Source organism: Pseudochrobactrum sp. sp1633 (genome assembly GCF_030376605.1).
Lineage (GTDB): Bacteria > Pseudomonadota > Alphaproteobacteria > Rhizobiales > Rhizobiaceae > Pseudochrobactrum.
In genome coordinates this window covers 71,491-85,021 of sequence record NZ_JARRAE010000002.1, presented here as the reverse complement: position 1 = coordinate 85,021, position 13,531 = coordinate 71,491, and the positions used below count along the sequence as shown (strand labels likewise).

Sequence of the window (13,531 nt, the reverse complement as noted above, 5' to 3'; positions counted from 1 at the left end):
TTATTTCGCTCTCAGCGTGCTGCGCACAGATTTACGCCAGCCTGTGATTTTACGTTTGCGCAGGGATGGCTCCATCACCGGCTCAAAACGCTGCTGCTGCTCCCAGTCTTTTGCAAAGGACTGCATATTCCCCCAGAGGCCTGCCTTCATACCCGCAAGCCATGCCGCACCCAGCGCCGTGGTTTCCAGAATGGCTGGGCGATCCACCGGCGCATCGAGAATGTCCGCCAGATTTTGCATCGTCCAGTCAGAGGCAACCATGCCACCATCCACACGTAGAACAATATCACTGGCGTCCGTTTTCCAATCCTTATGCATCGCCTCAAGCAGGTCATGCGCCTGATAGGCAACGGATTCCAGTGCGGCCTTGGAAATCTCTGCGGGACCGGAATTACGGGTCAGTCCGTAGATCGCGCCACGTGCTTCCGCATCCCAATGGGGGGCACCAAGCCCCACAAAAGCCGGCACCAGATACACATCCTGCGTCTCATCGGCTTGCCGTGCCAGTTCACCGGTTTCAGCTGCGCTTTTGATAATTTTCAAACCATCACGCAACCACTGTACCGCAGCTCCCGCAACGAAAATCGAGCCTTCCAGCGCATAGGTAATTTCACCATTCAGGCGATAGGCGATGGTCGTCAGCAGACGATTGCGCGACAGCACTTTATCCTTGCCGGTATTGAGCAGTGCGAAACAGCCGGTGCCGAAAGTTGCTTTCAACATACCCTTTTCAAAACAGGCCTGACCGATCATTGCCGCGTGCTGGTCACCTGCTACACCGAGGATCGGAATTTCTGCGCCCAGAATACGCGCTTCCGTTGTGCCGAAATCATCCGCGCAATCCTTCACCTCCGGCAGCATAGCGCGTGGAATATTGAACAGTTTCAGCAGTTCATCATCCCAGCCATTGTCTGCAATATTAAACAGCAGCGTGCGGGAAGCATTGGTGGCATCCGTTGCATGTACTTTTCCACCGGTCAGCCGCCAAATCAGAAAACAATCAATTGTACCAAATAATAACTCGCCTTTTTCCGCCTTTTTGCGCGCACCGGAAACCTTGTTTAAAATCCATGCCAGCTTGGTCGCAGAAAAATACGGATCAAGCAGCAGGCCGGTTTTGCGGCGAATGCGCGGCTCCAGCCCTTGTTTTTTCAGTTTCAGGCAGTCTTTCTGCGTGCGGCGATCCTGCCAGACAATCGCATTATAGACCGGCTTGCCCGTTGCCTTGTCCCAGACCACTACGGTTTCACGCTGATTGGTAATGCCGATTGCCGCCACATCGGCCATGCTGGCCTTGGCATTTTCCACCGCCTGTTTGCAGGTTGTCACAACGCTTTGCCAGATTTCCTCGGGATCATGCTCAACCCAGCCGGATTTAGGATAATGCTGCGTAAATTCTTTTTGTCCGAGACCGGCGATCTTGTGATTTTGATCGAAACAGATGGCTCTGCTGGAAGTTGTACCCTGATCAATTGCCAAAATCAGTTTCGACATAAATATCTCCGATTCTCAAAACATATTTTTTTTGAAAAGTGCGTTTAATGATTCAGTGCCAAATTTAAACACGCCTTGCAAATTTTAAAATCTATAGTGATAGTGTCCACTTAAATTTATCCGATAAAGGCCTGAGTAAAATGACTGATACGCCTAAAAAAACCATCGTACTGACCGGCGCCAGCCGCGGTATCGGCCATGCGACTGTGAAGCGGTTTTCACGGGCAGGCTGGCGTGTCATCACCTGCTCACGACAGGACTTTGCGGATAATTGCCCGTGGCCGGCGGGGCCTGAAGATCACATCAAGGTCGATCTGGCTGATCCGGAAGACATCGGCCGCGCTATTGCAGAAATCCGCCGTCGTCTGGAAGATAATGGCGGCCAGCTCAATGCATTGGTCAATAATGCCGGTATCTCGCCAAAGGGCACAGGCGGCCGCCGCCTCAACTCCATTGAAACCCAGATGGCGACTTGGCGCGATGTCTTTCAGGTGAATTTCTTCGCCCCGATCATGCTGGCACGCGGGCTGTTCAAAGAGCTGGAAGCGGCGCAGGGTTCCGTTGTGAATGTGACCTCGATTGCCGGAAGCCGTGTGCATCCGTTTGCCGGTACCGCCTATGCAACCTCCAAGGCAGCGCTGGCCGGTCTTACCCGTGAAATGGCATCGGATTTTGGCCCTCACGGCATCCGCGTTAACGCGATTGCACCGGGAGAGATTGAAACCTCTATCCTGTCACCGGGCACGGAAAAACTGGTGGAACAACTGCCGCTGCGCCGTCTCGGCCAAACTTCAGAAGTGGCTGAAACCATCTATTATTTATGCTCCGATGCCTCATCCTATGTGACCGGCTCGGAAATTCACATCAATGGCGGCCAACACGTCTAAGACAAGCACCTTTAAGGACATGAGCATGATCCTCTCCTGCGGAGAAGCGCTGATTGATATGCTGCCGCGTGAAACGCTGAGCGGTGAGACGGGTTTTGTGCCTTATGCAGGCGGTTCCGTGTTCAACACCGCCATTGCCATTGGCAGACTTGGCGCAAAGGCCGGATTTTTCTCCGGCCTTTCCTCTGATTTTCTCGGGCAAATCCTGCGCGATACGCTGGAAAAATCCCGCGTTGATACAAAGTTCTGTGCCATCTCTGACAGGTCTACAACACTTGCCTTTGTGCGACTGAAGAATGGTCAAGCGAGCTATAATTTCTATGATGAAAACACCGCCGGACGCTTGCTGAATGAGGCGCAACTGCCGGAACTGGATGATAATGTCAGCGCTCTGATGTTTGGCGGCATCAGCCTGATTTCAGAACCTTGCGGTAGCACCTATGAAACGCTGATGCTTCGGGAAAGTACAAACCGCGTGACAATGCTTGACCCGAATATCCGCGCTGCTTTTATTACCGATAAGCCGAAACATCTGGCGCGGATGCAGCGTATGATTGCAGTCGCCGATATTGTCAAAGTCTCCGATGAAGATATTGCATGGTTCGGGTTGGGAACAGACCATGCGGCAATCGCGCAAAACTGGCTCGCACCTGCAGGTCAGAGCGGCCCTAAAATCATCATCATCACCAAAGGGGCAGACGGTGCCGAGGCCTATGCGGCTTGTGGCAAAGTTAGCATCGGTGGCGAAAAGGTTACTGTTGCCGACACGGTAGGTGCCGGTGATACGGTCAATGCCGGAGTGCTGGTCAACCTCGAGAAACAAGGGCTGCTGAATAAGCAATCTCTTGCTGCAATCTCTCAGGAGCAGCTGAGCACAGCCATTGCCTTTGGCATTAAAGCTGCGGCGATTACAGTATCGCGTGCCGGTGCCAATCCGCCGTGGGATTATGAGATGAAGTAACAAAAAGGGCGGTCTCAGCAAAAAGACCGCCTTTTGTATTTTACACGCGCACTTCCTGAGTTACGCGATCTTCACCACCGAAAAACTCAATATAGCGTTTGACCGCCTCCGGATCGCCGGTTGCTTTTGAGGGATTATCCGAGAGTTTCACCGCCGGACGACCATTGGCATCAATCACTTTACAAACCAGTGAAATTGCGCCCAGACCGGACACATGTTGCGGTGCACAGCCGATGAAATCATTGGTGAGATTGGTGCCCCAACCGAAGCTCATCCGTACCCGCCCTTCAAAATGGCGGTAAGTTTCTTCAATCGTATCCACATCCAGCGCATCGGAGAAAATCAGCAGCTTCTCACGCGGGTCTTTGCCCTTGGATTTCCACCATTCAATAATCCGCTCACCGCCTTCAATCGGTGGTGAGCTATCGGGGCGGAAGCCTGTCCAATCGGCAACCCAATCCGGCGCATCACGCAGGAAAGCCGTGGTGCCGAAGGCATCGGGCAATACGATCAGCAGATTACCGCCATAATAGCGGTTCCAGTCCTGCAAAACGCGGTAAGGTGCTGAGCGCAGTTCTTCATTGGTATCGGCCATTGCGGCAAGAACCATCGGCAATTCATGAGCGTTGGTGCCGAGCGCTTCCAGATCGGTGTCCATCGCCAAAAGCACATTGCTGGTGCCGGTAAAGGCATCGCCGATACCTTCTTTCAACGCTTCAACGCACCAGCGCTGCCAGAGGAAAGAGTGGCGGCGACGGGTGCCGAAATCGGAAATTTTCAGATCCGGCAGCTGACGTAAGCGGTCAACTTTGCCCCACATCTTGGCTTTGGCGCGGGCATAAAGCACATCCAGCGCGAAAGGCCCAAGAGATTTCATTGCCGCGCGGGAGCGCAATTCATTGATGATCGCCAGTGCCGGAATTTCCCACATTGTCGTATGTGTCCACGGCCCGTGGAAATGCAGTTCATATTGCCCGTCGCGGCGTGTCAGCTCATATTCCGGCAACTGAAATGTGCTGAGCCATTGCAGGAATTCCGGCGCAAAAATCTGTTTGCGGCCATAGAATGTATTACCGGCCAGCCAGATCATTTCTTTTTTGGTCATGCGTAACGAGCGGGCATGATCAAGCTGCGCACGCAATTCGCCCTCATCAATCTCATCGGCAAGCCGCACGGTTTTGGAACGGTTAATCAGCGAGAAAGTGGCATCCACCTGCGGATAAAGCCCCCAGATCATTTGCAGCATCAGCAGCTTATAGAAATCCGTATCCAGCAGACTGCGGACAATCGGATCCAGTTTCCATGTATGGTTATAAACGCGCTGCGCAATATCTGTTCTGGTCATCCCAGATGTCCTTATACGAGCTCAGTCAAGATTAAACTCACCCTGAGCATTATTTGATTTGCAAACCATAAGCAGAATTTAGCAAAAATAAAGGGCGATGATTGCTCACCGCCCTTTATTTAGTTTTTCATTTAAACAGTTTTACTTCAGCTCAAGCACAATCTCGTGCTGTCCCTGAGTTGCCAGAGCAATACCGGCCTCGCGTTTTTTGACTGCTTTGCCATCCACTTTCAAACTGTCGCGCCCAGCATTATTGCGCACGGTGATTTTATACGTCGCTTCTCCGTGGCGATAGTCCAGTTCAAAGCCATCCCAGTCAGACGGTAATACCGGATTGAGGAACAGCACATTACCGCGCTTGCTCAAGCCCAGAATACCCTCTGTTGCCACACGGTAGAACCAGCCTGCAGAACCGGTATACCATGTCCATCCGCCCTGACCGCGACGCGGTTCAACGGAGTAAATATCCGCCGCAATCACATAAGGTTCCACACGATAGGTCTCGGGCTTTTCACCGTGATGCACCGGATTGATCAGTGAGAACAGCTTGTAAGCCTCATCGCCGCGACCAAGCTTGGTCAGCGCCATGATCGCCCATGTGGCACCGTGGGTATATTGTCCGCCATTCTCACGCACACCGCGCGGATAGCCTTTAATATAGCCCGGCTCATGCTCGGTCTTGTCAAACGGTGGGGTGAACAGACGCAGCAAGCCGCCCTCTTCATCCAGCAGATGCTTTTCAAGCGAAGCCATTGCTTGGATCCCGCGTTTAGGATCAGCAATACCGGACAACACAGCCCAGCTCTGGGCAATCGCATCAATCTGGCATTCATCGCTCAAATGAGATCCAAGCGGTGCACCATCATCGAAATAACCGCGACGATACCATTCGCCATCCCAGCCATGCTCCTCCAGCGCCTTGTTCAAAGCATCGAGATGCTTCTGCATCGCCTCAGCACGCAGCTTGTCACCACGCTCTGCTGCCAACGGAATGAACTGCTGCAACGTATAGCTCAGGAACCAGCCGAGCCAGACGCTCTCGCCTTTGCCTTCAACGCCGACAAGGTTCATGCCGTCATTCCAGTCACCGCCAAGGATCAGCGGCAGACCGTGCTTACCGGTGCGCTGCATGGCAAGCTCAAGGCCTTTCGCGCAATGCTCGTAAACCGAATCCGTCTTCTCCGAGACTTCCGGCTGGTAGAAGGCATCATGCTCACTTGTCCCCAGTGCACGGCCTTGCAGATAAGCAACCTGCTCATCAAGCACCGCCATATCGCCGGTCACCTGCGTATAGAGCGTTGCCGCATAGGACAACCACACCACATCATCGGAGATCAGTGTGCGGACGCCAGCACCCGTGACCGGCAGCCACCAATGCTGCACATCGCCCTCGGCAAACTGACGACCGGCGACATTGAGCAATTGCTTGCGTGCCAACAGCGGATCAAGCATCAGTAGCGACAGTGTATCCTGCAACTGATCGCGGAAACCATAGGCACCGCTGGCCTGATAGAACGCCGCACGCGCCAGAATACGCGATGCCATGCTCTGATAAGGCAGCCAGCGATTGACCATCAGGTCGAAAGAACGATCCGGTGTTTTCACCTGCAATGGCGCAGTGAAATCCTGCCATTGCTCAGAAGTACGCGCCAGCAGATCATCCATATCCAGACCACGGCTATAGGTAATCAGTCCCTGTGCCGCCTCTTCATCTTTGGCATTACCGAGAATGAAGGTGATGTCTTTGGTCTGCCCTGCACTTAACTCCAGATCATAGTTCAGCGCAGCGCAAGGATCGCGCCCTGCCTCAACCGTGCCTGACAGGGATTTACCCTGCATCACAGTGTCCGGCTCGGTTACAGAACCTGTGGCACCGATAAATTCCTGACGATCTGCGGTTACCGAATCCGGTTGCAGTGTTGCCGTGAGGAAGGCCACCTGCCCTGCCTTGTCCGTATGATACGGATTGCGGGCAAAGAGTGCGCCCAGCTCTTCATCAAAACGCGGCACAATATAAGCAGCATTTTTGGCGCGGACATTGCCCAGCACCCATTCCGCATAATTATAAAGCCGCAGACGCTTCATCGACTGGCCGTGATTGATCAGGCGCAGACGCGTGAGGCGCACCGGCTTGTGCAGATCAACGGTCATGATCAGTTCGCAGGACACATCGCCATGACGGGAGGTGAAAATACTGAAACCCTGACCGTGGCGCGTCTCATAGGTCACACCCTCATCGCGCACCACATTGGCCGCAGGTGCGAAAACCTTACCGCTGTCGCGATCCGCAATATACACCGCCTCGCCCGGCAAATTGGCAACCGGATCATTCGACCACGGGGTCAGCTGATAATCACGACTGTTCCCGCTCCATGTGAAGGCAGAACCTTCCGCAGACACATGGAAACCGAAATCTGCATTCGCAATCACATTGATCCACGGATGCGGGGTTGTGCGGTCGCCATTGAGGCGTACCACATAATCACCTTGCGCATCGAAACCGCCATAGCTGTTCCAGAACTCAAGGCCATCACCGGACGGAACCGGAGCAAGTGCAGCACTGCGTGGTGCAACACCCGGCAATTTTGCCGTGGTTTTTGCGCTATCACTGCCTTGTGCCGCATCAGCTTCTGCAGCCAGACGGCTGTCACGACGGGAAAGGCGCGGATCGAGACTTTCCTGCTTGATTTCCTTACGGCTCGCCAGATCAACGGAAAGTTCCTGAATACGCTTCAGCTGCTCAGCCAGTGAGCCGTTCTGCGCATGGATAACAATCCGTGCGGCAGCGAGCAGGGTATTATAGGATTCCTCACTCATCTGATCACGGCGCACCGTGAAAATATGCGGCTTCTGCCCCTGATGCTGCGAACGCACGCGGAAACTCTCGCTCAGCCATTCAACTGCACGCTGGGTATCCTGCGCATAGGAAAACGCCCGTTCATTGACCACCACAACATCGGCGATCAGACCTTTTTCACGCCAATATTCCTGTGCTTTGAGCACGCCGCGCAGCACTTCAAGATCAGCGTCATTATCAATCCGCAGCACGAAAATCGGATTATCGCCGGAAATCGACAGCGGCCAGAGATCAGACTGCTGTCCGAGACCTGCGGCAATCGTTTCAGACGGCTGGCGCAATGCACGATCCGGATAGATCAGATAGGCAGCAGTTTTCTGGAAATCGGTCGCTTCAGCCGGTTTGATACCGACATGATGCAACCGCACCTGACTGCGTGTCCATGATAGCGTATATTCACGCGAGAAAGCTTCCGGATAGCGCAGCAGCGCCGCCTTTTCTTCCAGATAAGAACGGGAACCACCTGCCAGTGTCCAGAATACCAGCGACACTTTTTTATGCGCCGGTACACGGACACGGGTGCGCAGCGAGGCAACCGGATCAAGCACTGTGCCCTGACTGCCGGTAAACTTCATACCCGCATCAAAAGCTGCCGGATTGCGCAAGGTACGACCACGACCGATAAACACGCGGCGGTCGGTTTCCGCTTCTGTTTCACGCACCGCACCGGAAAGATCGGTGACGAAATGCGCCACATGCACTTCTGTGTCTGACGGCGCACGTTTGCGCCGTTTGGCATAGATGGTTGAACCATCCGGCGTGATTTCGGTTTCAACAAACATCTTAGCAAAAGCAGGATGTGCATCATCCGTATCCGGATTATTCAGCACCAGTTCCGCATAGGATGTAACTTCAATCACACGGTCGCGCGAACTGGTATTGATAATATCAATCCGGCGTCCCTCACCATCGGCATCAGTGGTAACAATGGTTTCCATCACAGTCTTGATATCGCCGGAAGTCTTGTAGAACTCCGCTTTATCTTCCGTGAAAACCGTTTTGGTTTCTGTTTCCAAATGACGCGACGGCTCACCGGTGGCCGACCACCAATGCCCGCTCTCCACATCACGCAGGAACAGGAAGCTGCCATGCATCCCTTCAGACGCATCGGCCTGAAAGCGCGTGATTGCCAGATCGTTCCAGCGGCTATAGCCGGAACCTGTTGCGGTGAGCATCAGCGAGTACTGACCGTTCGACATCAAATGCACACTGCGCGGTGCTTTCAACGGCTCTTCAATAATGCGCATCGGCGCTTCATCAAAGGCACCGCTGTCCACGCGCATCGGGTTTTCCGTCTTGGCATAGACCATCGGAATTTCGCGCGGTGCTTTTTCCTGCAGCAATAGTTCCGCAGCTTCAATCACCGGATCGGAATGGAAACGGCTGCGCATACGACCGTCAAAAATCACGTTATTGACCGCGATAATCGACATGCCGTGGTGGTGCGCATAATAGTTTTTCACCACTGCGCATTTTTCACCCTCACGTACACGCGACGGGGTGAAATCCACGGCATCATGGAAACCATAGCGCCCCAGAGCGCCAAGCTTTTGCAAGACCTTCAGGTTTGCAACCGCATCAGCAGGGCGATATTGCGAGGCAAGCAGACTTGCGTAAGGCGCAATCACCGCATTACGCGACAGACCACGCTGCAGACCCAGTTTCGGCACGCCGAAATTGGAATATTGGTAATTCATCTGCGGATCGCGGGCATTATAGGCCGCTTCCGAAATACCCCAAGGCAGGCCGCGCGAGGTGGCATATTCCATCTGACGCTGCACAACCAGCTTATTGGTCTGATCGAGCAATGAACCCAGCGGCTCATTCATCACCAGCGGCGGCATCAGATATTCAAACATCGAGCCTGACCAGGAGAGCAAAGCACCCTTCCAGCCAACCGGCACCAACAGGCGGCCAAGCTTGAACCAATGTTCTACCGGCACATCGCCCTTGGCAATGGCAAACAGGCTGGCAAGACGGGCTTCCGAAGCCAGAAGGTCATAGCAGCTCTCATCCAGTTCGTTTTCCTGCACGCGGAAACCGATCGACAGCAGACGACGTTCCTTGCGTTCAAGGAAACCGAATTCCATATCAAACGCCAGCTGACGGGAACGGCGGCCGAGGCTTTGCAACTGCGTGCGCAGTTCTTCCGCATTATGCTCGCCGATCGCATCATCCGTATGCGCTTTACAGGTAGCTACCAGAGCCTGCGCCCATTCCAGCGCCTCCTGCGACTGCATGGTTTCCAGCTCGTCATCCAGCTCCTGCGCCAGTTTTTCAATATCTTTGGCAAACAGCGAAATATTAATGGTGCGGAACGAAGCCGTTTCCGGCTCTTCGCGGAAGGAACGCACAGCGCGGCGGAAATTATTAATCCGCTCCTCAAGACGGCGACGCAGTGGTCGCAGAATACGCCGATCATCCGGAATGGCGGCAATCGCTTCTTCCAGAATATCATTGACGTCGAGAATACCTTCAAAATCGCCCTGCAGATAAACGGACGGTGCCTGCGCCCATTCTTCCAGCGCCGAAGACAGAGTGACCAGATGACCGGCAAGATTACCGCTATCCACCGCCGACACATAAAGCGGCTGCAATGGTTTCAGCGTATCAGTCTCATACCAGTTATAAAGATGGCCGCGGAATTTCTCCATCTTTTCCAGCGTATCCAGCGTCTGGCCGATACGTGTCAAAGTATCATTGAAGCTGATCCAGCCGAAATCACGGGCGGAAATAATGGAGAGGAAATAGACACCGATATTGGTCGGCGAGGTACGCATCGCCACAATACCAACCGGATCTTCCTGATAGTTATCCGGCGGCAGATGGCTGCCTTCCTCATTGGTGAAGGTTTCAAAATAGCGCCATGTACGGCGGGCATAACGGCGCAGATCACCCTTATCAGATGAGCGGACTTCCAGCGTATCCTGCGGCTTGGCTGAACGGCTGACAGCCCATGCGATCCACGGCGATGCAATCCAGATCACGGCGAAAGGTGCTGCAATCAGCGCTGCCTTGCTGCCACCCATGACCGGCAACAGAAATGCCAGTGCACCGATCAGCAGCGACGGCCACATCAGACGTACATAAAAGTCCAGCGTATCTGAGGATTTCATCTGCGCGGCTGCACGCCATGCCAGAAGATAGCGGTGCGAGACAAACAAACGATAAAGCGTGCGCACAATCGCATCACCCATCAGGGTGGCGCTATGCGCGATAAAGCTGAGGCGCAAAGCCATATCCGCAAAAGCCAGCGTCACATCGGTGAGAACCGACTGCGCATGACCTTTCAGCGAATAATCCATATTCACCGGAATAAGATTGGTTACGATGCCGAAGACCATCGGCACGAACATCGCCAAAATCAGAAACAGCTGCCAGATTGCGGCGACACCGATCGGCAGCAAACACCAGCCGGCGAATGAGGCAAGCACCCACATGATCGGGTTGAGCGAGCGACGCAGGTTATCAGCCATTTTCCAGCGAGTGACATTGCTAACACCTTTGCCGGTTGAAAACAGGAACGGCAACAACTGCCAGTCACCACGCGCCCAGCGGTGATGACGGGAAATATCAACATTATAGCCGGTCGGGTAATCTTCAACGACTTCCACATCGCTGGCGAGCGCACAACGCGCATAGCCGCCTTCGAGCAGATCGTGGCTGAGAACCGTGTTTTCCTCAATCTTGCCTTGCATGACCTTTTCAAAGGCATCAACGTCATAGAGGCCTTTACCGGTAAATGTACCTTCTCCCAAAAGATCCTGATAGACATCAGAAACCGCGAATACATAAGGGTCGATACCACGGTTTGCAGAGAATACGCGCTGCAGGAATGACGCATCATCGCCGGTGGTTAGCGACGGGGTCACACGCGGCTGCAAAATGCCGTAACCGCTGGTGATGCGGCCGGTCTTGTCATCAAAGACCGGATGATTGAGCGGATGCGACAGCTTGCCCACCAGATTGGTCACCGATTGCGGCGTCAAACGGGTGTCGGAATCCAGTGTCATCACATAACGGATATCGCGCGGCAACGGCACATCCGACGGAAAGAAGCTGGTGTCCTGATCGCCACGCAGTAACAGGTTCAGCTCATGCAGCTTACCGCGTTTGCGCTCCCAACCCATCCAGCAGCCCTGTGACGGATTATAGAGACGGCGGCGATGCAGGAAGAAGAACCGTGCAGCCCCCTCTCCGGCATAATGCGCATTGAGCCGTGCGACTTCGGAGCGTGCATAATCCAGCACCTCCATATCGGCAGGCGTAACTTCTAATGCGCTGTCCGTCCAGTCACTGACAATCGCGAAATAGACCTCACCGCGCGGATTGGTCAGATAATGCACTTCCAGATTACGGATATGTTCATCAACACTGTCACGCGAGTTGATCAGCGTTGGCACCGCCACCAGCGTACGCGCATCGGCAGGCAGGCCGTCACGATATTCATAGCCGACAAGGCGGTTAGGCTGCACAAACCACGGCACAAAAGAGTTAAACAGGCCAAGCGAGGCCTCATAGGCCGGAAACAGCGCCAGGATTGTGAACAGCAGCTGTTCGCTTTCACCGAAACCGATCCGTCCCATGCCGGTATAAATCAGAACCAGCAGCCCGATTGTCATTGCCCAGACAGGCACGGCAATGCCCAGCAGACCAAGCCCGCGATACCAACGCAGCAAACGCGATGACAAAGGCGGCTGATAATTGCACACCTGTTCCAGTTCGGTCCGGGCATTACCGCTCAGGTAATAGGCGATTGCGCCGCTCTGCTCGCGCTCTGTGATTTTGTGTTCACGCAGCGATTTTTCGCGGGCGAGTTTCAGCGCCGTATTGGTAACTTCAATTTCCGTCAGTTTTGAATTACGGGCGATCTTTTCAATCGTCACGCGATAGCTGTTCCGCGAGGCAAAATCGAGTTCTTCGAAATCGCTGTTCTCACGCAGGATCGCATCCATGATGCTGACCGTCTCAACCCATGAAGTCCAGTCCACGTCATCAATGGTTTTGAGCGAGCGGATAATATTACCCATCGTCACACCGCCGGTGGACTGGCGGGCATGTTCTTCGACGATCACATCTTCAACATCGTGACCGCTGGCAATCAGCTGCGATTCCAACCATTCAATCGCCGGTCCTGTGGCAGTAGATGCACTGCGCAGGCGATAGAGCAGATGCGTGGAAAAAGTCCCGTCGCGCGCCGGTTCACTATATTCGATGAGAATAGATTGCAGCTCCTCCGGTGAGGAGGCGACCACAATTTTATCGGCCACGCGATTGGCAAAATTACGCATCGCACGCGCGCGCTCAACGCGTAGTGCCAAACGGCGGGTATTCTCTACCAGCATGAAACGAATAACGGATGGCAGCGCCCACAATTCGCCGATGCGCAACGGTTCAACACTCTGGAAACCGTCGATCAGCGCCTTCAGACTTTTGAGCGAGAAATTACTGTCGCTATGCGCCACATAAAGCCAGGCAAGCGCAAAAACCCGCGGCAGTCCTTCGGTCTGCTGCGAGGCTGCGCCATCTGTACCCTTCGGCGATGCAACATCCGGACGGATATTGGCTGCAAGCGGCAACTGGCGCAAAAACTTGTCCGGCAAATCGCGGCGCGCCTGCTGCATGCTTTTATCAACGACATAGTAGTTGTCGAGCAGCCACTGCGCGGCAGGCGTAATTGTTTCACCGCTGCGCGATGCAGCATCTGATGAACGATAGGCATGCAGGATCAATCCGGCATTTTCAGCCAGACGTTTGTTGAAATCAAATTTCTCATAATCGGGCAGCCGCACAGCCTCATTGCGCGCCAGCGCTGCAGCCAGCACCTGCAATTCCTCAGGCGTTTTATAATGCCCTCTTACGGGCAAGGGCAGAACCGGCAAAAGACGGTCAGCAACAGGGCGGGAAAACAACGACGAAAGTGAGAAAGACAAAGCCGGCATATGCCTTTTACAGCCTTTTATAAGATTTAAGTTCCGCTACGGATG

Annotated in this window: 5 protein-coding genes; 2 read left to right on the top strand and 3 right to left on the bottom strand. The window is 54.0% G+C overall.

The genetic code is table 11. The features are described 5' to 3' along the window. The gene (gene glpK, locus P8H26_RS02550) at positions 1-1,494 is read right to left on the bottom strand and encodes a glycerol kinase GlpK (RefSeq protein ID WP_289631289.1); all 1,494 of its coding nucleotides are present in this window, start codon (positions 1,492-1,494) and stop codon (positions 1-3) included. Between the two features lie 140 nt (positions 1,495-1,634). On the opposite strand from glpK, the gene P8H26_RS02545 reads away from it, so the two are divergent. Both P8H26_RS02545 and P8H26_RS02540 read left to right on the top strand, forming a co-directional pair. Continuing rightward, positions 1,635-2,381 (top strand): SDR family NAD(P)-dependent oxidoreductase, encoded by a 747-nt coding sequence (locus P8H26_RS02545; protein WP_289631288.1) that lies wholly within the window; start codon positions 1,635-1,637, stop codon positions 2,379-2,381. Between the two features lie 25 nt (positions 2,382-2,406). Next, positions 2,407-3,342: a carbohydrate kinase gene (locus P8H26_RS02540; RefSeq protein WP_289631287.1), complete on the top strand. Its 936-nt coding sequence runs from the start codon at positions 2,407-2,409 to the stop codon at positions 3,340-3,342. Between the two features lie 40 nt (positions 3,343-3,382). Here P8H26_RS02540 and pncB read toward each other — a convergent pair whose 3' ends face one another. Both pncB and P8H26_RS02530 read right to left on the bottom strand, forming a co-directional pair. Then, positions 3,383-4,687, bottom strand: a complete 1,305-nt coding sequence (gene pncB / locus P8H26_RS02535) for a nicotinate phosphoribosyltransferase (protein WP_289631286.1) — start codon at positions 4,685-4,687, stop codon at positions 3,383-3,385. Positions 4,688-4,828: 141 nt separating this feature from the next. Then, positions 4,829-13,486: a GH36-type glycosyl hydrolase domain-containing protein gene (locus P8H26_RS02530; RefSeq protein ID WP_289631285.1), complete on the bottom strand. Its 8,658-nt coding sequence runs from the start codon at positions 13,484-13,486 to the stop codon at positions 4,829-4,831. Positions 13,487-13,531: the final 45 nt, after the last annotated feature.